The 23,090-nt window shown below is 54.5% G+C and carries 17 protein-coding genes, 1 pseudogene and 1 other annotated feature; of the genes and pseudogenes, 10 read left to right on the plus strand and 8 right to left on the minus strand.

All coding sequences use genetic code 11. From position 1 onward, the window contains the following. The first annotated feature begins 17 nt into the window (after positions 1-17). Positions 18-1,613 (plus strand): gamma-glutamyltransferase, encoded by a 1,596-nt coding sequence (gene ggt, locus BJF95_RS01680; protein ID WP_075637707.1) that lies wholly within the window; start codon positions 18-20, stop codon positions 1,611-1,613. A gap of 160 nt (positions 1,614-1,773) precedes the next feature. On the opposite strand, the gene BJF95_RS01685 is transcribed toward ggt, so the two are convergent. The 4 genes from BJF95_RS01685 to BJF95_RS01700 form a co-directional block, all read right to left on the minus strand. Further along, on the minus strand, positions 1,774-3,264 hold the full coding sequence (locus tag BJF95_RS01685; protein ID WP_075637708.1) for a xylulokinase: 1,491 nt from the start codon (positions 3,262-3,264) through the stop codon (positions 1,774-1,776). Between the two features lie 244 nt (positions 3,265-3,508). After that, the gene (locus tag BJF95_RS01690; protein WP_075637709.1) at positions 3,509-3,979 is read right to left on the minus strand and encodes an MEKHLA domain-containing protein; all 471 of its coding nucleotides are present in this window, start codon (positions 3,977-3,979) and stop codon (positions 3,509-3,511) included. Positions 3,980-4,244: 265 nt separating this feature from the next. After that, positions 4,245-4,553: a GCG_CRPN prefix-to-repeats domain-containing protein gene (locus BJF95_RS24615; protein ID WP_075637758.1), complete on the minus strand. Its 309-nt coding sequence runs from the start codon at positions 4,551-4,553 to the stop codon at positions 4,245-4,247. 314 nt (positions 4,554-4,867) lie between these two features. Next, positions 4,868-5,572 (minus strand): TetR/AcrR family transcriptional regulator, encoded by a 705-nt coding sequence (locus BJF95_RS01700; RefSeq protein WP_075637710.1) that lies wholly within the window; start codon positions 5,570-5,572, stop codon positions 4,868-4,870. Positions 5,573-5,723: 151 nt separating this feature from the next. Between BJF95_RS01700 and BJF95_RS01705 the strand changes: the two genes are divergently transcribed. Further along, positions 5,724-6,983: an HlyD family secretion protein gene (locus tag BJF95_RS01705; protein WP_083638647.1), complete on the plus strand. Its 1,260-nt coding sequence runs from the start codon at positions 5,724-5,726 to the stop codon at positions 6,981-6,983. Further along, entirely contained in the window at positions 6,980-8,563 is a 1,584-nt protein-coding gene (locus tag BJF95_RS01710; RefSeq protein ID WP_075637711.1) for a DHA2 family efflux MFS transporter permease subunit, read from the plus strand. The genes BJF95_RS01705 and BJF95_RS01710 overlap by 4 nt, the downstream gene beginning before the upstream one ends. 335 nt (positions 8,564-8,898) lie before the next feature. On the opposite strand, the gene BJF95_RS24190 is transcribed toward BJF95_RS01710, so the two are convergent. Beyond that, positions 8,899-11,211, minus strand: coding sequence for a methyl-accepting chemotaxis protein (locus tag BJF95_RS24190; RefSeq protein WP_245297209.1), 2,313 nt, complete (start codon positions 11,209-11,211; stop codon positions 8,899-8,901). A 482-nt stretch (positions 11,212-11,693) separates the two neighbouring features. Here BJF95_RS24190 and BJF95_RS24295 point away from each other — a divergent pair. Continuing rightward, positions 11,694-11,929, plus strand: a pseudogene (locus BJF95_RS24295) (IS3 family transposase); the annotation flags it as partial. Continuing rightward, positions 11,762-11,878, plus strand: a sequence feature (AL1L pseudoknot). (Overlaps the previous pseudogene by 117 nt.) A gap of 130 nt (positions 11,930-12,059) precedes the next feature. Here the strand turns inward: BJF95_RS24295 and BJF95_RS01720 are convergent. Both BJF95_RS01720 and BJF95_RS01725 read right to left on the minus strand, forming a co-directional pair. Continuing rightward, the gene (locus BJF95_RS01720; protein ID WP_075637712.1) at positions 12,060-12,848 is read right to left on the minus strand and encodes a carbohydrate-binding protein; all 789 of its coding nucleotides are present in this window, start codon (positions 12,846-12,848) and stop codon (positions 12,060-12,062) included. A gap of 12 nt (positions 12,849-12,860) precedes the next feature. Further along, a complete protein-coding gene (locus BJF95_RS01725) occupies positions 12,861-14,654 on the minus strand; it encodes a heparinase II/III domain-containing protein (protein WP_075637713.1) in 1,794 nt (597 codons plus the stop codon). Positions 14,655-14,862: 208 nt separating this feature from the next. Here BJF95_RS01725 and BJF95_RS01730 point away from each other — a divergent pair, with 208 nt between their 5' ends. Genes BJF95_RS01730 through BJF95_RS01755 form a run of 6 tightly spaced genes read left to right on the plus strand, consistent with a single transcriptional unit; the run spans position 14,863 to position 20,957 of the window. Beyond that, positions 14,863-15,801 carry a carbohydrate ABC transporter permease gene (locus BJF95_RS01730; RefSeq protein WP_075637714.1) on the plus strand — a complete coding sequence of 313 codons (939 nt, stop codon included), beginning with the start codon at positions 14,863-14,865 and terminating at the stop codon, positions 15,799-15,801. Positions 15,802-15,815: 14 nt separating this feature from the next. Then, a complete protein-coding gene (locus BJF95_RS01735; protein WP_075637715.1) occupies positions 15,816-16,652 on the plus strand; it encodes a carbohydrate ABC transporter permease in 837 nt (278 codons plus the stop codon). A 4-nt stretch (positions 16,653-16,656) separates the two neighbouring features. Further along, positions 16,657-17,829 (plus strand): glycoside hydrolase family 88 protein, encoded by a 1,173-nt coding sequence (locus tag BJF95_RS01740; protein WP_075637716.1) that lies wholly within the window; start codon positions 16,657-16,659, stop codon positions 17,827-17,829. Between the two features lie 49 nt (positions 17,830-17,878). Beyond that, a complete protein-coding gene (locus tag BJF95_RS01745) occupies positions 17,879-19,006 on the plus strand; it encodes an ABC transporter ATP-binding protein (protein ID WP_075637717.1) in 1,128 nt (375 codons plus the stop codon). Then, entirely contained in the window at positions 19,003-19,716 is a 714-nt protein-coding gene (locus BJF95_RS01750; RefSeq protein WP_075637718.1) for a DUF624 domain-containing protein, read from the plus strand. The genes BJF95_RS01745 and BJF95_RS01750 overlap by 4 nt, the downstream gene beginning before the upstream one ends. Beyond that, the gene (locus BJF95_RS01755) at positions 19,701-20,957 is read left to right on the plus strand and encodes an ABC transporter substrate-binding protein (RefSeq protein WP_075637719.1); all 1,257 of its coding nucleotides are present in this window, start codon (positions 19,701-19,703) and stop codon (positions 20,955-20,957) included. Before BJF95_RS01750 ends, BJF95_RS01755 begins: the two co-directional genes overlap by 16 nt. A 42-nt stretch (positions 20,958-20,999) precedes the next feature. On the opposite strand, the gene BJF95_RS01760 is transcribed toward BJF95_RS01755, so the two are convergent. Continuing rightward, positions 21,000-22,886 (minus strand): DUF2264 domain-containing protein, encoded by a 1,887-nt coding sequence (locus BJF95_RS01760; protein WP_075637720.1) that lies wholly within the window; start codon positions 22,884-22,886, stop codon positions 21,000-21,002. Between the last annotated feature and the right edge of the window lie 204 nt (positions 22,887-23,090).

The following is a 23,090-nucleotide window of genomic DNA, read 5'->3' on the forward strand; positions in this document are numbered from 1 at the left end:
TGAGGAGACCAACGAGGATGCGCAATTTCGAGAAGCCGACGCGATCAGTGGCTATATCGACCAAGGCCATGGCGGCCACGTCCCACCCTATTGCAACACTTACTGCCATCAACATCCTGCAGGCGGGCGGCAATGCCATGGACGCAGCCATTGCGGCTTGCGCCGTGCAATGCGTGGTCGAGCCCGGCTCCACAGGCATCGGCGGTGATTGCTTTGCCCTTTATGCGCCGAAAGGGGGGGCAGACGTTCTTGCTTACAATGGATCAGGGCGTACACCCAAGGCCCTGACAATCGAGTGGTTCGAAGAGCGTGGCCTCACCGAAGTGCCGCGCCAGTCACCGTCTGCCGTTACCATTCCAGGGGCCATTGATGCCTGGACACGACTGCATACCGATCATGGCCGCCTCCCCTTCCCTGATGTGCTGGCCCCGGCCATTCGCCTTGCCGAGGAAGGCTACGCAATTACCCCGCGTGTGCACAGGGACTGGGTCCGCGAGGAAGGGCTCTTATCAGCGGACAAAGCCGCATCTGACATTTTCCTTCCCCATGGACGGGCACCCCGCATTGGCGAAATTCACCGCCAGCCAAAACTGGCCGCAACACTGCGGCGGATTGCAACGGAGGGCCGCGACGGCTTTTACAAGGGGCCGGTTGCAGCCGACATGGTTGAACATCTGCGAGCCCACGGCGGATTGCACACACTTGAGGATTTCGCCTCGGCACAAGGGCAATACGTGACCCCCGTGACCACCGCCTTCCGGGGCTACACAATCCACGAATGCCCGCCGAATGGTCAGGGTATCATAGCCTTGCTGATCCTCAACATACTGTCTTGCTTCGACAATTCGCTTGCGCCCCAATCCGCTGATCGTCTGCATCTGGAAATAGAGGCAACCCGTCTGGCCTATGCGGCCCGCGACGCATGGCTCGCGGACTCAGACAAATCAGAGGTGCCTGTTGATGAACTCCTGTCCGAGGCCTTCGCAAAGCGCCTTGCGGACATGATTGATCTGAAGCAGGCGCTGACCGACCTGCCAGACTTCGAGATGCCGCTGCACCGCGATACTGTCTACATTTCCGTCGTCGATGATGAGCGCAATGCCGTAAGCTTCATCAACTCGATCTTCGACAGCTTCGGCACGGGCCTGGTTGCTCCTGAATCTGGCGTCATCTTGCACAATCGCGGCCAGAGCTTCTCACTCAAGCGAGATCATCCCAACATGATCGCGCCAGAAAAACGCCCCCTGCACACCATTATCCCCGGCATGGTCACACAAAACGGCCAAACGCAGATGTCCTTCGGGGTCATGGGAGGCTACTATCAGGCGATGGGGCACGCCCATCTTATTTCGAAAGTGGTCGATTACGGCATGGACATGCAGGATGCAATCGACCTGCCCCGTCTCATCCCCGTGGGCGGCAAAATTCCGCGGGTCGAGGCAGAGCACACTGTTTCGCCAGAGTCTGTGGCAGAGCTGACCCGCCGAGGTTTCGAGATCATTCCTGCCGAAGATCCGATCGGCGGTGCGCAGGTGATCCGGATCAATTGGGATAATGGCACGCTCACAGGTGCATCCGAATCCCGCAAAGACGGAATTGCACTTGGGTATTGAATCCTAGTGTCTGTCAGGTCCAGGTTGAACCTGACAGACACGAGCCTTACCCTTGGAAAATTCCAGCTCTCAGAACCAAAACCGGGGCGCACTTCAGGATCACGGGTAAATCTGATCATGCAGCCAGTGTCCGGATTTCTGCTCGAAAGGCACGATCGTTCTAGAGCCGTGGAGCTCGCGCAAGTGCTGTCAGACGATGGGACGCGTTTTCTACCGCTTTCAGAGTGTCTTGAAAAATTGCGTAGAGGTCGTCGTAGATGCGGCTTTCGGCCTGCCGCGGTTCGTAGCGCAGAAAGGGTGCTGAGATACCGTCTGCAGCGTCCGCGATGTTTGGTGCGAGTGCAAGCCCCAACCGAGCGACAGCAAGGCAACCTAAGAGCCCGACCTCCTCTGTGTCCGAGACTATGACCGGTCTTTTCAGGATATCCGCCCGGATCTGGTTCCAATATGCGTTTCTTGCCCCACCTCCCGCGAGGCGAATCTCTTGTGCCTTCGCTCCTGCGGCGGCCTCCGCTCGCTCGAGCACCATTCGGTTCACAAAACTCACGCCTTCCATGGTGCCACGCACCAGATCACCGGGCTTATGCGCTGCCATCAGTCCCATGAAGCATGCGCGGATATCTCTATCCCAGAGGGGCGTACGTTCGCCATGGAGATAGGGATGGAAAAGAAGAGGCAATTCGGACTGCCGCGATAGAAGGATCGCCAGCCGTTCATCGAACGGGCGTTCATCCGGCATAAGGTTGTTCACCATCCAGGTCAGGACGTTCGCGCCGTTCAGTCCGGGCCCTCCGAGTTGCCAGATGGCGTCTCCCCACGGTATTGTGATTAAACCCGATGCCTCGGCTTTTGTATCGGATATGATACCGAACACTTCCGACGAGCCGGAAATGCAGTATCCCCTTGAGCATTTCAGGGCACCAATGCCTGCAGCCGCCGTCCACGTGTCGTTGGAGCCGCAAAAAACCTTTGCGCCCGCAATCTTGCTGAGCGCTCCAGGAATGTTCGATAGAACAGCTCCGACAACTTCATGCGGCCTTAAGATATCCGGCAACACGGCCTTGTCGATACCAGCCAGAACCGCAAGCGCGCTATTGCCGCCCTCCATCGCACTGAGAAGCCAAAACTGCGAGATGGGATCGCAGGCGAGTGAACCGGTGAGTTTGAAGTTTAGATAATCCTTCGGCTCGACAACCGATTGGGTCTTGTTCCAGGCAACTTCGTCGTTATGCTTTAGCCACAACAGACGCGCCAGCGGATGGAAGGCATTGAGGTGGCGAGCAAGTGGATGGCTTTGGACCGCAGGACGCATCAACAGGTCTTCGATCGTGCCATGAGCTCGCGAGTCTCGGAAAGTGATTGCCGGACGTACCGGTTCACCTTCTCCATTCAAGAACACTTGAGTGCGTGTGAAACCGCAAATGGCGACTGCCTCGATGTCGGTCAATCCACCGGGAATTTGCTTGTCGAGCCCGTCTGCTGCAGTCTCAAGGGCTTTCCACCAGACCTCCGGATCCTGTTCCGCCTTATCGACCTCATCCTCCACAAAGGCATTCGGAACACGCTCGATCGCAAGTGGCTTGCCATTTAGCTCATACACCCCGGCCTTTAGCGAGGAACCTCCAAGATCCAACAACAGCGCTCGGCTCATCTCGCAGACTCCTCAGGTTGGCGTTTAAAGGTACAACAACAGCTATCTGAAGCCGTAACAATCATCATCATCAGTAACACGGCTGCCCAGACACGACCGCACCATGCGCCATATGTGGCGCACGAAGGTTCGCTATGGATTTTTATATCTGCTGCATAATCTCGCGTCTTCTGCTTCGATACCAATAGCAAGCAGCTCCCTTGGCTGCCGCGAAAAAGCAACAAAATAAAATAAAAACAATATGTTATATCAGACAATCCGAGATCGGAAATGTCGCTGCTTGTCCGTGCCTTAAACCATCTTGCCCTATCAATTGCCAGACACAGCCATCATCGATCCAAAAGCGTCGACCGGACTTTGCTATACGAGCGCCTCGGTATCCGGATATATGCCCGTCCCGTGTAACTTTCTCCAACAGCAGTTGCCGGTCGGCACGGTTGGGAGCTTCAGCGGAAAGACGTGATGGCAGAGATGTAAACTCTTCCCAATCATATTCAAAACAACGTTGGGCTGCCAAATTTGCGTATATGAAGATTGGATCGGGATCGGTGTTGTGGGCGACGACAGCGAATGGGGCGTGGTGGTAGAGCCAATATGCATCTCGGTCATCGGTCACAAGCGGCTTACCCACAATGCGTCGATAACTCTCGACGAGCAGATGAAAGAAGGCTTCATCGTGGCAAAGGTCAAGACCTGCTCGATCGGTCGTTGGCATCAAACTTCCTCATGTGTTCAGACAGGTTTCGCACTGAAGATAACGTTGAAGTGAAACGTATATGTGAACGCTCGGGAAGGCACCGGCAAATAGTATTCAAGAGTTTGTGTTGATCAATAAACGAGGGGATGGCGTCCTGATGTACACCAACATGATGCGTATATGCATCTGTGCAGGCAATTGGACGACATCCGCCTCGTGGATTGGCACGTTTTAGAAACCACAATTGGTCATATGAAGCGCGTAACGCTCCACATCAAGCCAATCACCACCGGTCGCTACGATAATAGCGTCGCTCATGCCATGCGCGGTGTTCGCGCCAATCACGACGTTCCCGCCATTCCCTTCTGGCTTCCCAGCGATCACGCCGATCCCACCTTCTATATTCAAGAGGAGGACCATTTGGTCTGCAATAGCCCCTTGGGGATAGGTGGAAGCCACGCCCACAGGCGTAGTCCACTTTTTCCACGTAGGATGCTGCTGGCCGGGGGGATTGAACGGACGGCATCGCATAAACTGTGTTGGCAACGAGACTGGCTAGAATTATTCCGGCACTTAAAATTATCTTGCGCATTTCACATGACTCCTGTGACATTGCTAACATTTAGCGATCCTGTTCGTGAACCATGCCTGAATGAACCTTGACGTTTTCGTGGCAAGAAAAAGCAAACACATGCCGCATGTGCCGGGTGAGCGATAAAGGCTGATGTGCGGCATCCAACCGATCAAGTCAGTCTTTCCTGCATATTGGGAAGTGAAGGGACAGGCGATGCGGAGATCTACCGATGTGAGCGCGTATCTCTTGGCCATAGCCAAGTTAACCTGACATCACCATTGAACGATAACGGACGTGCGGCAAACAAGGCGTAAAGCAGGTGGCCGTGAATCCTATTCACGGCCACCTGCTTTCGCTGGTTCGTGACGATAACCGCACCCAGACAGAAAGAAAGTGGCTGCTTCGCGTGCATGTTTCTCCATCATCCCTTTCACGAACGTCAGATCAGCATGGAACAGCGAAGACATCAGCATCGGTAAAAAGACCAAATCATTGAAGTACCGGGCTGTCGCCTCAAGATTGTCGGGCGCAAAGGCCGGAAGAGATTTGATTTCGTCGGCTTCCGCGAGTTCGGCGACCAGTTTTTTCACAGTCGCCGTGCCATGTGCTCGCATGGCATAATGAATGGTGGTCGCCAGCGACGGATGTCGCGTCGCTTCTCCGATCACGCTGCGTATAAGCCCTACGGTCTCATCATTGATGGCGCGCTGTAAGATCAGGATACCCGCCGTCTCAAAACGCTCCTGAATAGTGCCGGCTGTTGTGGACGTGGCCATTTCGTTTGACCTTTGCGCCCAGCGCAAAACGACTTCTTTGAACAGTATTTCCTTACTTGTGAAGCGGTTATAGATGCTCGGCTTTCCAGCGCGAGCAACTTCGGCGATCTCGTCAATGCTAGCCCCCTCATAGCCGCGGGCGATGAACACCTGAAGTGCAGCCTGCAGAATTCGGTCTTCGACTTCTCCGGCTTTTTCCAGTGGCGGGCGGCCGCGCCTTGCAGTGCCCAGCTTCAACTTTGTGATCTTGGGTTTCGTCATTTCTCTCGCCAAGGTTTGTCTCACCGAATTTTGATTGGCCTGGATTAGGGCATCCCGTTTGAGGCTCTTGACTAGCACTCCGATCGGATCTACGTCAATAAATAAATGAAACGTTTCATTTCTTTTATTGTGGCGACGAAGGAGATTCACAATGAGCACGCCTCAGGATGAGACTTTTGGAAAGTTGATTGTGCTACACACCAAGGTGGGCGGTACGGAGCCAAAAAATGAACAGGATGGTGCCGTGGCTCGTCAGGATCAGGGCGATGATTCTGCAGCAGGCGATCAGGCTCAAGCCACCGAGGGCGCAGAGGGTGCAACGCACGCTTCTGAAGCGGAGAAACCCACGGGCGGACCACGGCGGCGCAAGAAGATGCTTCTGATTGGCGGGAGCGCGCTGGCGCTGGCCATGGTTGCTGGATTTATATACTGGGATAATAGCGCACATTATGAAAACACGGACGATGCCTTTATCGCGGCCCGCCAGTATGCCGTAACCTCCAGGGTCGCCGGTTATATCGCTTCGGTTGCTGTGACTGATAACCAGCATGTGCATGCAGGCGAGGTGATCGCCCAGATTGACGACCGTGACTATAAGACGTCTCTGGAACAGGCGCAGGCACAAGTGGCGGCTGCACAAGCCAATCTTGAGAATACACAGGCACAAAAGCTGGTGCAGCAGGCAAATGTCGAACAGGCAAAAGCCCAGATCGAGCAAGCCAAGGCCAATCTTGTCTTTGCTCAGGAGCAGGATAGCCGTTATCAAACGATGATGAAGAGTGGCTCCGGCACCATTCAAGAGGCACAGCAATATGAAGCTCAACTGCGGCAGCAGGAGGCGACACTCAACACAGACGAGGCATCGCTCACTGCCGCTCAGCGCCAACTGGATGCCTATGGTCCTCAGATCGCGAGCGCCGAGGCCATTGTAAAGCAGGACCAGGCCCAACTTGATCAAGCCAAGCTCAATCTCTCATACACGACAATTGTGGCTGCCCAGCCTGGTCGCGTTGTGCAGCTTTCGGCCGGTGACGGTCAGTATGTCCAGACAGGTTCAAACCTTGCGATGTTTGTGCCGGACAAGCTTTGGGTGACAGCAAACTTCAAGGAAACCCAACTCGAACATATGCGCCCGGGACAGCCGGTGTCTCTCACCATCGATGCCTATGGTGGACGCACGATCTCCGGCCATGTCGCAAGTGTGCAGCCTGGGTCGGGAACGGCATTCTCCCTGCTTCCTGCAGAAAATGCCACCGGCAACTATGTCAAGATCGTGCAACGCGTCCCCGTGAAAATCGAACTGGATGATGTACCGAGTGATATCGCCCTTGGTCCGGGCATGTCGGTCGTGCCCACCGTGCGGACCGATCCTACCGCTTCGGTATGGGAAAGCTTGAGGGATTTGCTATGAGCACGAGCGCCGTTGCCAAACCCTTGCCAAATCCCTGGATCATTGCCGTTGTTGTTGCACTCGCCAGCTTCATGGAGGTGCTCGACACCACAATCGCCAATGTTGCCCTGAACTACATTTCCGGCGGTCTTGGCGTGAGTCAGGACGAAGCCTCCTGGGTCGTGACCACCTATCTCGTCTCCAATGCGGTGATTGTCACGGCCACAAGCTATCTCGTGCGTATTCTCGGGCGCAAGACCTTTTTTCTCGGCTGCCTGGCGTTGTTTACAATCAGTTCGATCATGTGCGGCTTTGCACCCAATCTGCAATTCCTGCTGCTTGCTCGTATATTGCAAGGCGTAGGCGGTGGCGGCATGGTGCCGGTCGCGCAGTCCATTCTGGCCGATAGTTTTCCGCCAGAAAAGCGCGGCCAAGGCTTTGCTCTGTTCGGGGTTGCGGTCGTCGTTGCTCCCGTCGTCGGACCGACATTGGGTGGCTACCTCTCCGATAACTTCTCTTGGCACTGGTGCTTCCTGATCAACGGTCCCGTCGGTGCCCTGACGCTTGCAGCTGTTGCCATTCTGATCAAAGAGCCAGAAGGCAGCGCGCAGGAACGTGCGCAATTGCGCAAGGAAAAGATCGGTTTCGACTGGATCGGCTTCGGCCTTGTGGCGACCTTTCTGGGTGCGCTGGAACTGACGCTGGATCGTGGTCTGGAGGAGGACTGGTTCGGATCAACCTTCATCATCATAGCGGCCTCGATCAGCGCCCTCGCCTTTGTTCTGATGATCCCGTGGGAATTGAAGCACAAGAACCCGGCCGTCGACTTGCGGATGGTGGCCAGCCGGCAATTTGGAACCTGCTTTTTGGTGATGATGGCGACAGGGGCACTGCTGCTGGCCACAACCCAGTATCTGCCGCAGCTGGTCCAGCAGAATCTCGGCTACACAGCAACCTGGGCTGGTCTGATGCTATCTCCAGGCGGTGTGGTGACCATGGCCATGATGTTTGTGGTCGGCATACTCTCATCAAAAGTGCAGCCCAAATATCTGATTGCGATCGGTGCTGGCTTTGTCGCCTTCTCCATGTATCAGGTAACCAGTGTCTATAGTGGTATCGGCTTTTGGTATCTTGCCGAAGCGCGCATGTTGCAGGGAATTGGTCTGCCCTTCATCTTTCTGCCGATCACCTCTGCCTCCTATGACGGCATCCCCTCCAGCAAGACAGATCAGGCCTCGGCTTTGCTGAATGCTGCACGCAATACGGGCGGGTCTATCGGCGTGTCACTGATCTCAAACATCATTACCCACCGAGAACAGTTTCATCAGAGCCGATTGGCGGAACATGTCATTCCGTCGAATGGAGCCTATCAGGATACGCTGAGCCAGATGACGAATTATTTCATGGGGCAAGGCAGTTCACTGGTGATTGCTCAAAAGCAGGCACTTTCCTGGATCAATCAGCAAATTCAGAGCCAAGCCTCGCTTCTATCTTATGTCGACGCTTTCTGGGTTCTGACGCTGATCTCTCTGGCCGCAATCCCCTTGGCCCTCACACTCCGCAATGTAACGCTCGGGAAGAAAGCGCCTATGGGGCATTAGAGTATCGGCCGAAAAGTGGGAACCGGTTTTCGGATAAATCTGATGCGAAAACAAAAACTGAGAGCATCGTTCCGATTTTTGGAACGACGCTTTAGGATGTGTGGAGTGGACAATCAATCAAACGACTTTCAATCGTAGCGGCATAGCTGGAAACCGTTGAGATTTGGTCTGTGAAGCAACACGGTTAGTACCGCAAGACTGGTAAGTCCAAGGCCTGGAGTATCATCGTGATGTAAACTCGCTATCTTTGTTATTCAGACGAAGCCGCTGAATAAATTGCCAGATTCCTGACATTGTGACCATCTTTGTTCGATAGGTCCCTTTGCACATGCGTTTTATCTAAAGTCGACATCCTCGGCATCCGGGCCCCCCATCGACATATCGAGCATCCAGCCCTTTACGCGCGCCTGTTGGCTTGCAACGGATTGGCCGGGCTTCGACACATGGTGCAGTGCTGTCGGTTTTGTCGAGATGTTGCTCTTGGACCAAGCCTTGGCCGACTGATTGCCTTGCACTTGCACTTTAGCCCCAGCACTGTCGACCTTAAAGAAGGCAATAGAGGCCTGAAGCTCTTCGGCTTGGGCTGCGAGTTCTTCAGAGGTTGCCGACATTTCTTCCGATGCTCCGGCATTCTGCTGTGTCACTTTGTCGAGTTGCTGGATTGCCTCGTTGATCTGCGAAGCACCGATATCCTGTTCCCGGCACGCAGCAGAAATTTCAGAGACCAACTCGGCCGTTTTGCGGATGTCGGGCACGAGACGCGCAAGCATTCCACCCGCTTCGGTGGCGACCTGCACAGTCTGTCCAGACAGCCCACTGATTTCGGCGGCGGCTGACTGGCTACGTTCGGCAAGTTTACGCACTTCAGAAGCAACTACCGCAAAGCCCTTGCCATGTTCTCCAGCACGGGCCGCTTCCACGGCAGCATTCAGAGCAAGAAGATCGGTCTGACGAGCGATTTCCTGCACTATGGATATTTTTTCGGCAATCGTGCGCATCGCAGCCACAGCCCGGTTGACGGCCTCGCCGGACGCTTCGGCATCCTTGGATGACTGACGGGCGATCTTTTCGGTCTGGGCAGCGTTGTCAGCGTTCTGCTTGATATTGGAGGCCATTTCTTCCATTGAAGCAGAGGCTTCTTCAGCCGATGCAGCCTGTTCGGTCGCGCCTTGCGACAGCTGCTCTGAACCGGACGAGAGCTGCTGCGAACCCGCTGAAACATTCTGACTTGCGGCTAATGCATCGGCAACAACCCCGCGAAGGCGCTCGACCATAGACACAAGCGCAATGCCCAGAGTGTCCTTGTCTGAGAGCGGCTTTGGCTCAACGGTCAAGTCACCACTGGCGATCTGGTCGGCTATTGTCGCTGTGTTGCGCAGGTTGTCGACCATATTGTTGATCGCATCCTTCATGCGTTCATGATCGCCTTCGCATTCGATTTCCACATGCTGCGTGAGATCACCGAAACTCACCTGACGAAGAACACGATTGCCTTCAGAGATCGGAAGGATGATAGCGTCCAACATGCCGTTGATTCCGGAGATCACCTTGGCGAAATCCCCGACGAAATGAGCGGGGATGCCACGCTCAGAGAGCTTGCCAGCTGTTGAGGCGGCAATCAACCGGTGAAGTTCAGTGGTAATAGCCTGTAAATTTCCGCGCAGCGTCTCGATAGTCTCATTGATGAACGCCTTTTTGCCAGGAAACTGCTCAAGCGGTGCATCGAAATTGCCCTCACCCAGCTCCTTGATGCAGGCCATGGCCTTCTTTTTGACTGCAATGTGGCCGCTGACCATATCGTTGACACCCTTGGCCATCACGGCAAAGTCGCCCTTGAATTTCTCGACCGGCACGAAGATATCAATGTCACCCTTATCGTGCTCAATCGACATTGTCTTCATGTCTGAAATCAGGCCCTTGAGATTGGCGCGCAAGGTCTCAATCGTCTCATTGATGAAGACCTTCTTGCCGGGAAACTGCTCGAGCGGTGCTTCAAAATTGCCTTCGCCCAATTCCTTGATGCAGGCCATAGCCTTTTTCTTGACTGCTATATGGCTCCCGACCATGTCGTTGACGCCCTTGGCCATCACGGCAAAGTCACCCTTGAATTTTTCGACCGGCACAATAACATCAATATCACCCTTATCGTGCTCAATCGACATTGTTTTCATGTCTGAAATCAGGCCTTGGAGATTGGCGCGCAAGGTCTCAATCGTCTCATTGATGAAAGCCTTCTTGCCGGGGAGCTGCTCGAGTGGCGCTTCAAAATTGCCTTCGCCCAATTCCTTGATGCAAGCCATAGCCTTTTTCTTGACTGCTATATGGCTCCCGACCATGTCGTTCACGCCTTTGGCCATCGCGGCAAAGGTACCCCTGAAGTCTTCTGTGGGTAACAGGATATCAATGTCGCCCTTATCATGCTCACCTGACATTCTTGCGATTGATGCCGCGAGCTTCTGTATCGGTTGTAGGGTGACATCAAGTAATTGGTTAACAGCAATCAGTATTTCTTTAGCGTCGCCTGTTGCTTCCAAGGTATTTGCACGCTCGGATATGTTTCCATCTGCAATGCCATGACAGATGCGTTGTATTTCTGCTACAGCTACCTGAGATTTGGAAGATTTCTTCATTTGTGTGTAGAAAGACATTGTATATCCTCTATCGGAAGCTGCTCTTATGGTTTGTATGATGTCATCACCTACGTGACGGTAATCTCAAGAACAGATTGTCAAAGAGCGTGCTAAAGTCCAAGCAGCTCATCTGGACAACTGAAGTGTGCACTGAATCCATACGACCAAACACGAGTGCCGTTGAGGACCCGCCTTAGAAGCGCGATAGGCAAGATACTGTTATCATGAACGAAAACGCGTATTTATCTCTCGCTGCTCGAGGCTCAAGGGGCGATTACTGCACTCGGTCTTGATACGTGATTTTTCCGCTTCATGCGAAGAAACAATCTCAATTAGCTCAATTATAAGGTGTATTTGTTAATCACACCCTAAGGAGTCCATCATTTTAAGCGATGTCTCACGTATAGTTCATGGGTTTGTTGCTATTTTTTGGGAAAGGTTTCGGAAATAACGGGTCAACCGCACCGGGTTTGCCGTTGACCTCAACTGGTGAGAGGTAACGAACGAAGGCTCTGGAACGGGAGAATTGCGAGCTTCATCAGGCCAACGAGATTTTACGAAAGGCATCTGCTTCTTTCGCGATGGCGGAGCTTGAGCGCCCACTGATGCGATGATGTCCTTCATCGACGCACACCGCTCGCTGCTCGGGGTCGAGCCGATTTGAAGATTGCTGCCGATTGCCCCGTGCACTTATTACGAAGTCATTGCCAAACGCACGGACGTGCACCGCCTTGCCGAGTTTGTCCACAGCCCGGCAGAGATAGGTTCATTCTCCGCAAACCTTTATATAGGTTTTGTCAACGCCAGCCGTATGAAACAAACCGTCACGCTTGCATCGGTTGTCTATCATCCTCACAAACGACGGCTTAATCTCCCCGACCCCATATTTCAATCTGAGTGAGGGCCGGATAAACCGAAGGATCGTCAGCCTTGATCAGGTTTTGCAGCGTGACCCACTCAACCCGCTTGGGCGCAAAAGCAAAGCGCTGGCCTGCATGGGTTTTCATCAGTGGCACGGTCAGCGTATCGCCAGTGTCGAACAGCAGCGTAGCCTGCTCCCACCATGCATCATGCGGAAAATCGGCGCGCAGATACAGCACCACCTCATCCACCAGCACTGGGCGGCCAAATTGCACGGTGAGTGCTGCCAATGGATCGCGATTAATGCCCCAGCTGGTGTAGGGCCAAAAGCCGTGGCCAGCATTGGCCTTTTCACCATCAATGGCATTGCGCGCCGCAAAGGCCGCCTCTCCGCGGGTGGAAACATTGGCCGATGCATGGGGAAATATCTGCGTATTGCCCGATGTATCGTAGGGATTGCAGGCGAGATTGCGCCGGCCAGGCACCTCGCCGGCCCGCATCAGGCGCGCAGAGAGCCGATGCGTGGTCCCGCCAAAGGCCTCAGGCGGATAGGCTTTTTGGTCTGCATGGTGTGGGATAGGAAACAGACAGGCTTTCTCAGCGACATAAACCAAGGCCGCTGGCATGGCATTGTCGAGACACAGGAGCACGGAGTGTTGCGGATGATCGGTCTCCAGCACCACGCAATCGCCTTCGTTATAGACGGATCGATGCACAAGAATAACCTCATCCTCACCCGAGGCCTCGGATAAAACCACTCCTCGATCATCGATCACCTTCAATGTCAGGCGCATGGCGGTCTCTCCTCAAACCACAGTCAATGTCAGACGATTGCTCTTGAACGGCAGCAGCACGCGATAGAGCCGATCAGGCCAGGCCATACGTAAACGCGGATCGGTGATGGGGATCTCTTCAACCACCGCCGATGCGTGGCCATGCACCGTGATATTTCCCAGCCCTGGCAGGTGAAGGCCATCCGCTGAAAGCTCTGGCCTTTGCGAAAACATCAGAGACAATTGCGCAGGTTTATCGCCGTCAAAAACATCGTCAATTTCCACGCCATGCCCCTTCAGCAACCGAACCCGCCGAAGGTACTGGCGAAGATGGGCCTGTTCGGGATAGGCTCCGGCGATATCCATTGATATGTATGATTGGAGCGCTCCAAGCTCGACCTGCACATCTCTTGCGGCAAAGGTCTCGCCATCCTGCTGCATCACACCTGCAAAACCCGGCAAATTGTGAAAAGCCGATTGCATGGTCCAGATCTCATAGCGGCTGGGTGAAAAGGTCTTGGCCGTATAGCTCTCCACGCCGACATCGATCAAAAAGGGCTTGCCGTTTTTGTAAAGCGTGAAGCTTCCGACATCGTTGTGATTGTGGCTATCAACATTGTCGCCCGCCTTGACGGCAAGGGCGTAAGTCTCATCTCTGGCAATCAACAAGCCGACACTGGGATAATAAATATCCGGCTTTTCAACTGCAGGCGGGCTGCGCGCCAGCATGGCTTTCGCTGCAAACGCCGTTTGAAGGCGGTAGAAGAGATTGATTTCCTGCGGCAATTCCGGATGCATATCCTGCGCCCAATCGGACGCGGCAAAATCTGCCAGACGGTTTGATCCCGTTGCCACGCCAAACAGATATTCGCGCGCGCTACAGCGATCTGCCACGGCAGAGCAATCGGCAAAATTGAAATAAGACTGCCCATCAATATGCACATCGACGATGTATTCGGCCATATTGCGCAATTTCGGCTGCTGCCAAAGCGGCGAAAATGCCGCAGGTGCCACAGAACTCAGCACGTTGAGCGCATTGAACAGACAGAGCCCCGCATGGCGATAATACATCGCCCCTTCTTCGCAGGCACCGTCATCGCCATAATCCTTGAGAAAGGCATCCAGACTTTTCGCCGATTTTTCGACAATGCGGCCCCTATCCTCTTGCGTATTGGGCCGCGTGAACGCGGTCAGCAAAACGTTTTGCGTACACCATGCTGTCCAGTTGTTCATGGGTTCATCGCCATTGCCCATCCACCAGAAATGGCTCGACAGATAGGGCGCGATGATCCTGTTCTGAAGCTCGCGATCAATGCGGCGCACGATTTCGGGGCTGATCGCATTAAGCGGCTGTTCCAGCAGGCTTGCCAGCACCGCCAGTTGCGCAGCCGTTTCAGCGGCAAACAGATCAATAATCGGCGCTGAATTGTCTGGCAGGGCCAGACGCGGTCCGCCGCGAACATAGGAATTGTGGGCCGGAAGCTGCCAGCCGCTTTCTTCACAGAGCAACATCACCCCATCGATGATCTGATCCAGAAAACGCCCCTGCCCTTCAACAGCCTCTGCCATCACAAGCGCATTCAGCATGCGTCGACGGGCAAAGAACAGGTCTTCAAACCGGGTGCGGTTGCCGTTGCGGTGATACTCCATGAAGGCACAGGCCGTGATCAACGGCCATTCCTGCTCAAGCGCCGCCTCGCCGCCTGCAACAAGTCTGGCGCGATAGGCCGCCGGGATTGCCTCCCATGCCTGACGATCCGCAACCACTGGAGCAAACGCGAAATCCGGTAAAAAATCCGGCAGTTGCCCAAGGCATTCAACAAACATGGACCGACTTCCCTCCAACCGAAACGCCCGGCAACCCGCAAAGATGTTATACAGGTTTAAGCATTTTGCATTCTTTTGGCAAAACATATTTCTTACTTGTGTTATTTTTTGAAGAAATGTATTACAGGCATGCCTTGGGAGGGCGAGCGCCGCTTTTGATGTCATCGAGTATCAAGCGTCGTCGCCAAAGTGGCAGGCAGGAGGAAAAATGGTCACACAGACCTTTCGTGAGCAGGCGGAGCGCACGCCCAAACGGGTGGCTTCGATGTCGAAGCGTCAGCGGAAATTGCGCGCCAATCTGGTTGCCTATTCCTTTATCGCGCCCAATTTTATCGGCTTTGCCACGTTTACGCTGGGGCCAATTCTGTTTGCCTTCGCTCTTGCCTTCATGCACTGGGATGGCTCCAACCCCATCACCTTTGCCGGGCTTGATAATTTCTGGCATCTGTTTGGCGACCGCGCTTTCAAGGATGCGCTGTTCAACACCATTATATACACGGTGTTTTCCGTTCCCTTGACGCTGGCTTGCGCGCTGGGGCTGGCGGTTTTGCTCAATCAGAAGATTTTCGGACGCGCGTTCTTTCGAACAGCCATGTTCTTCCCCTATGTCGCCTCGCTGGTGGCCGTGGCAGTGGTGTGGAACATGCTGTTCAACCCCGATATGGGGCCGGTCAATATGCTCCTCTACAGCATGGGTATTGACCCCGCCCATCTGCCCGGTTGGGCTGCGGATCGGCATTGGGCCATGGTCACCGTCATCCTGTTCGGCATATGGAAAAGCATGGGCTATTACATGGTGATCTATCTGGCCGGGCTGCAAGGCATCAATGCCGAGCTCTATGAAGCGGCCAATCTGGACGGTGCAACCTCTTGGCAGAAATTCTGGTATATCACCGTGCCGCAGCTGGCACCCACCACGTTCTTTGTCTCGGTCATGCTGACCATTCAATCCTTCAAGGTGTTCGACCAGATTTTCATGATCACCCAGGGCGGCCCCGGCACATCCACACTGGTGCTGGTCTATCATATCTACAACGAGGCCTTCATTTCCTGGGATCTGGGCTATTCCAGCATGGTGTCGTTGGTGCTGTTCTTCATGGTTTTGATCATTACCGTGGTGCAGTTTCGCGCCGCCCGCGACGCGTGAGAAGGAGCGGCGTGATGAAAATTCTGGGTGTTAAAATCAAGCTGAAAACCGTGATGGTCTACATCACCATCATCGCGATCACCGTGTTGATGCTGTTGCCATTTGCGTGGATGCTGTCGGCATCGCTCAAACTTAATCGCGATGTTTTCGCCTTCCCGATTGTGTGGATTCCACCCCATCCGCGCTGGCAGAATTATATTGATATCTGGACCAAGATTCCGCTGGCACTGTTTGTTTACAACACCTCAAAGCTGACCATCATTGTTACCATCTTGCAGCTGTTAACCTCCAGCTTTGCGGCCTATGCCTTTGCCAAACTGCATTTTCCCTACAAGAACCTGCTGTTTTTGGGCTATATCGCCACCATCGCCATGCCTTGGCAGGTCTATATGGTGCCGCAATTCCTGTTGATGCGCGAATTTGGCCTCAACAACACCCACTTGGCGCTAATTTGCCTTCAAGCGTTTAACGCCTTTGGCGTGTTTTTGATGCGGCAGTTTTATATGTCGATCCCGGATGAGCTGTGCGAAGCGGCCCGCATTGATGGCATGAACGAGTATCAGATCTGGGCCAAGATCATGCTGCCGCTGTCCAAGCCAGCCCTGTCTACGCTGACGATCTTCACCTTCGTCAACACCTGGAACGATTTTCTCGGGCCGATGATCTATCTGACCCGCACCGAGTTGAAGACCATCCAGATCGGCCTTCGCATGTTTATTTCCCAATATTCGGCTGAATATGGGTTGATCATGGCCGCCTCCGTGGTCGCCATCATCCCTGTTCTTGTGGTGTTTCTGGCGCTGCAACGCTTCTTTGTTGAAGGCGTGGCCAATTCCGGTTTGAAAGGTTGAAACGATGAACGTATTCGCCCAGAATTTTATTGTTCCCGCCATTTCTGACGATGAGGTGAAGGCAGCACTGATTGAAGCTGTTGCGCAGGTGCGGCGCAATCTTCCATCCTTTACCTATCAGGCCCAGAACCACTCCAGCGTCAACAATATCTACCCCGCTGTTGCCAATGACCAATGGACGGCAGGCTTTTGGCCCGGCGAGATCTGGCTGGCCTTTGAGCATACGGGCGACAAGATCTTCCAATATGCCGCCCAAATTCAGGTGCAGAGCTTTCTCCATCGCATCGAGAACCGCATTGAAACCGACCATCACGATATGGGCTTTCTCTATTCGCCCAGCTGTGTTGCGGCATGGAAGCTGGTGGGTGATGAAGATGGTCGCAAGGCCGCTCTTCTGGCCGCCGACCAATTGATCGAGCGCTTCCATCCTGTCGGTGGATTTCTGCAAGCCTGGGGACCGATGGGACAGCCGGAAAACCACCGCTATATCATTGATTGCCTTCTTAATCTTCCGCTTCTCTATTGGGCAAGCCGGGAAACGGGCGATCCGAAATACCGCGATATTGCGCTGATTCACGCCCGCACGACGCTTGCCCATTCCGTCCGCGCTGATGATTCCACCTATCACACGTTTTACATGGACCCGGTAACCGGCGGTCCGGTGCGGGGTGCCACCAAACAAGGCTATCGCGATGATAGCGACTGGGCGCGTGGGCAGGCGTGGGGCATTTATGGCATGGCGCTCTCCTATCGCTATGAACCCCTTCCAGACTATCGCGACGCTTTTGACCGCTTGCTGGCCTTCTATTGCAAGCGCCTGCCAACTGACCTTGTGCCCTATTGGGATCTGATTTTTACCGAAGGTGACGAGCCGCGCGATTCCTCTTCCGCGTCCATTGTCGCCTGCGGCTTGTTGGAAATGGCCGATCTTGTCGGTGGCGAGGCGGCGGAAGACTATCGCCTTTTGGCACGGCGAATGATGAAAAGCCTTGTCGATCACTATGCGGTCAAAGACCCGGCCCGCTCAAACGGCTTGGTGCTGCACGGCACCTATTCGAAAAAGAGTCCCTACAACACCTGCCGTGGCGAAGGTGTCGATGAATGCGTCTCGTGGGGTGATTATTATTGCATGGAAGCCCTGACGCGGCTTTCACGCAACTGGTCCACCTATTGGTGAGTTACAAGTAAATACCCCTCACGTTTTCTGAAGGGGACCGGAGAAGCAGATGGCTGGCATTACCCTATCAAAACTCAACAAAAGCTTCGGCGCATTGACCGTGGTGCACGACATTGATCTGGAGATCGCGGACAAGGAATTCATCATTCTGGTCGGCCCATCCGGCTGTGGCAAATCCACAACCTTGCGGATGATTGCCGGTCTGGAAGAGGTCACCGGCGGTGAATTGGTGATTGGTGATCAACTGGTCAATGACGTACCCTCCAAGGATCGCGACATTGCCATGGTGTTTCAGAATTATGCGCTTTATCCGCATATGACTGTCTATAAAAACATGGCCTTTGGTCTGCAATTGCGCAAGGCACCGCAGGACGAGATTGACGTCAAGGTCAAGGAAGCCGCGAAAATCCTCGATATCGAGCATCTTTTGAACCGCAAGCCCAAGGCCCTTTCAGGTGGCCAGCGCCAGCGCGTGGCGCTTGGCCGCGCCATGGTGCGAAATCCTGCCGTTTTTTTGCTGGATGAGCCGCTTTCCAACCTCGATGCCAAGCTGCGTGGCACCATGCGGGCCGAGATTACCAAATTGCACAAGCGGCTGGATGCCACATTCATCTATGTCACCCATGATCAGGTAGAAGCCATGACCATGGCCGACCGGATTGTGGTGATGAAGGATGGCCGCATCCTGCAAGTCGATACACCGCAAAACCTCTATGACACACCGGTCAACATGTTTGTTGCGGGTTTTATCGGCGCGCCACAAATGAACATGCTCACCGTGACACTGGCAAAGCGCAGTGATGATTATGTGGCCGTGTTTGGCGGACAGGACATGCCTTTGCCCAAGAGTTTTGACGCAGAAAGGCTCAAAATCTATGAAGGGCGCGAGCTGGTTTTGGGCCTGCGGCCAGAGAATTTCTATGAATTTCAGCCCGTTGACGTTGCCGCAAACACGATTGCCTCATTGAGCACCACGGTGGAACTGGCCGAGCCAATGGGGTCTGAAGTTCACCTCAATGTCGTCTGCCACGGGCACACTCTGATTGCCAAGGTCTCGCCGCGCTGCCGGGCGCGCAGCGGCGATGCCATCACCTTGGTGGTGGATATGAGTTACGCCCATCTGTTCGACAAGGACACCGAGCTGGCCATTCCCCGCCAGCAGATAGGCACGGCATGAACTGGCTGCGCGCACGATTTCAGCGAGAGGGCCCCGGCATCCCCAAGGATGCGCCGAAAAAACGCGGCTTGGCCCTGTTTGCTCAGATTGTTGTGCGTGAAGCCTGGGACTTGTTTAAACTGAACCTGATGATTGTGGTTTTTTGCCTGCCCATCATCACCATCCCCGCCGCCCATGCAGCGGCAACACGCATCTGCATCTCCATGGTGCGCGATGAAAATACCTATCTCTGGCGCGATTTCTGGCAGGCCTTTTGCCGACATTTCAAGGCAGCAACGGCTTGGGGCCTGGTCAGCGCTACAGTACTGGGCCTCTCCGGGTATGCGGCGTTCATTTATGGGCAATTGGCTATCGTCAACTTTGCCTTTGCGGCAGCAGCCACCCTGTGCGTGATGATCTGGGTGTTTGTCTTGGCGCTCACGGCGCATGTGTTCGTGCTTTTGGTGGAAAAGCCCGATCTGGCCCCTTACGATCTGGCGCGGCGGGCCGCCCTTGCCATGCTGGGCCGCCCTTGGCCCATCCTTGCGGCCTTTGCTTTCATTGCCAGCCTGTGGCTGCTCCACATCGTGTTTTATCCGGTGTCGGTGTTCATGCCCGCCGCGTTTAATTTCTCGCTGGCCACGCTGTCCGTCACATTCAGTGCGCTCAAAGCAAGCGATAAAGATCATTCACAAGAAACGGGGAGGAGACCCATATGCGAAACCTTTTGAAAATGACGCTGCTGGCCGCAAGCATCGCGCTGCCGGGCCATGCTTTTGCGCAAGGTTCCATTACCTTGAACTGGGCGCTGTGGGATTGGGACAAGGTTGCGTTCTATCAGCCGCTGATCTCGGCCTATGAAAAACTGCACCCCGACATCAAGATCAACCATACCGATCTCGGCTCGCAGGATTACAACACCATGTTGATGACCCAGCTCACCGGTGGGGCCAATGATATCGACATCGTTACCGTCAAGGACATTCCGGGCTATGCGCAATTGGTCAGCACCAAAGCGCTGGTTGATCTTTCAAAAGAGGGCGCTAGCCCCAAAGACACCAAGGACTACGCGGGCCTGATTGAAGCTCTGACGGTGAACAATGGGCTCTATGCCCTGCCGTTTCGCACCGATTTCTGGGTTGTCTATTACAACAAGGATTTGTTCGATAAGGCGGGCGTACCCTACCCCACCAATGACATGACCTGGAAGCAGTTTGACGATACGGCGCGCAAGCTCACCAAAGGCTTTGGCTCCAACAAGGTCTATGGAACCCATCTGCACACATGGCGCTCAACCGTGCAACTGCCCGGCATTCAGGATGGCAAGCACACCCTGATTGATGGCAAATATGAGTTTCTGAAACCATGGTATGAGCGCGCTCTGTCCTTGCAGAAAGATGGCGTTGTGCAGTCCTACGGTTCGCTGAAGTCCACCAACACCCATTATTCCGGCCCCTTCTTCAATCAGCAGATCGCCATGCTGCCGATGGGCACATGGTTCATTGGCACCCAGATTGCCAAGGTGGCGTCTGGTGAATCGCTTGCCAAAAACTGGGGTGTCGTCAGCTTTCCTCATCCCGATGGCGTTGCAGCCGGCACCACGGCAGCCCAGGTCACCAGCCTTGGCGTGAATGCGCGGAGTGCCAACAAAGCCGCCGCCGAGGATTTCGTCAAATGGGTCTCAGGCCCGGAAGGTGCAGCGATTGTTGCCGCAACCGGCACGATCCCAGCCCTGCGCGATGACAAGGTGATTGACACGATTTCTGCCACCAAGGGCTTTCCATCGGATGCCAACAGCAAAGCGGCACTCAAGGCCACCAAGTCCTATCTTGAAATGCCCGTCAGCCTCGGCGCCGCCAAGATCGAACTGGTGCTGAACCGCGTGCATGATTCCATCATGACCGGAAATGTCCCGGTGGATGAAGGCTTGAAGGAGATGGATCAGGGCGTTCAAGAGGTTCTGAAGAAATAATAACAAATCAACGGCCTGAAGGAAAACCTTCAGGCCGTTTCTTTATTCGGTCTGTGATAAAATGATTTTATGACTCTGGCAAAAATTCAACAGAGTTTCCGGCAAATCCATTGGGCTTATCGCTGCCGATGCATCCGGCTTGGCAAAACAGGCCGTTGCCAACCAGCTTGTACCCGCAGGCACCTGCCCGACAAGGCGGGGAAAGAAGGTTCGCGGAAAGCGCAAATTTGTATTGGGTGCAGCCCGGATAATGCTGGCCTGACGATCGGAGAGCAGATCAACAATGCCTGACACCGCCGAGAGACTGCGCACGAACCCACGCCCCGGCCCGATCTCGAACCATGATGCAGGCGATTGATGGCCATCTCCTGTTCGGTCAATGGCAAAGCCGCCCTCACCGACATGCAAGGGCACATGGGTGGTGATGCGATGCAGGCGCACATGCCAGCCGGACCCTGCAAAATCCACCCAGCTCTCAATGGAAAGATCCGCATCCGGCTGCCACCGCCCCCAAGCCATGCCCTGATCCAGCCCGGCACCGGTGATCATGTTGCGCGACATCCACGCGATCCCGTCGCGCGAGACAATCAGGCCTGAATCCACAGCACTTCGTTCTGGCCGATCTGGCGCACCTGCATCACTGGCCACAGAAAAGGCAAAGGCCGAGGAATAGGCAAAACGGCCATATTTGGCATCAAAACAGCGATGTTCGCGGCCATCCTGCCCGCCCGTCAGCACGACGGCATCGCCGTGTTCGCGGCGCATCAGAAAGCCGCTTGCGGGTGAAGCAATCCGCCCGCCGGGCAATTGATCGGCAGGCTCCTCATCCGTTGTCCAGAACGGGTGGGATTGTGGCATAGACAGAACCAGAAAACTCTTCAAGGCCCAATAGGGCGAGCCCGGAGCATTATAGGCCTCTGACATCAGCAGATTGGGATAGCTATAGCCCACCGACAAAATACCATCCCGCCCGGTGATCGGCTGCGTGCCCCACCAGCGCAAATGCCGCAGCAACAGGCCTTTAATCCGCCCCCACGGCAAAACCTCTTCATCGGCAAAAGCGCAAGCCGCCCAGAAGGCTCCTTGCGCAAAGCGATAGGTCATGGAACGCCCGAACGGCACGGCGGCACCATCATCGGCAAACCAATGCTGAAAATCTTGAGCAAAGCGCCGTGCCCTCTCACGATAGCGCGCGGCATGGTCGGGGTAGAGATCACCTGCCAGTTTGGCAACCATCAGCCCATAGAAATGGAACCCCATGGGAATATAGTAATCAAGCTGATACCACTTGCCGTCGCGATAATAACCATCTGCCAAATGAAACTGGTCCAAGCGATCCAAAGCGGCGCGAATGGCATCATCAGACCATTCTTCCCCCACATTGCGCAGAGCAAGATTGGTCAGCACCCGGAAAAACAGCCAGTTATTGTCCGCTGTCGGGTAGTCATTGATTGTGCGCATCCAGCAAGACACGCGCTGTTTGGCGTCAATTGAAAGCGGCACCCAGAAGGCATCAGGTGCCAGAATGAAGGCCAGAGACAGGCCCGCCATTTCCACCATGCGCTGATCAAACGGCCCGACATCGCCCCAATATTCGGGATGGTCCGGGTCTGTGCCGTTTGTTATGCCCTCGATATAACGGCTGATATCCTCAAAGGGGAAGCCTCCGGCCAGGAGAGGAGCAAGCCCCCAGAGTGGACGGATCAGCGCCTCCATCTCGCTTGCTGCCCCGCCGTAATGGGCACCGGCTGTTCCAAGCCGCAAGCGAGCATTGCCTTTTGAAAAGCAATCCCGCAACGGCGCATAAAAGGCCTCGACCGCCCGCGCCAGATCATCCCGACTTGAGAGCGGATTGCCGTGAAGGGGATTGAACTGGAGGAAATGGCGCACGGTTTCGTCTTTTTCCCAGGCACTTGTTGCAGCGTGCATCCTCTTAACTCCCATCCAGCATCTGATCACCGCGCAGCGTTCCTCAGATTGGCTCATCTTAAACTTATCATACAGAGATACAGGCTGTATATTTCTCTGTAAACATAGATTTTTCTATGATTTTAATGCCGAGCGCATTTTGAATTTTCACAGCAAAGCGTAAATCTGTTGAAAAATTTGTGAAATTATCATACACCTTTGCAA

The organism is Rhizobium oryziradicis, assembly GCF_001939045.1.
Taxonomy (GTDB): Bacteria; Pseudomonadota; Alphaproteobacteria; order Rhizobiales; family Rhizobiaceae; genus Allorhizobium; species Allorhizobium oryziradicis.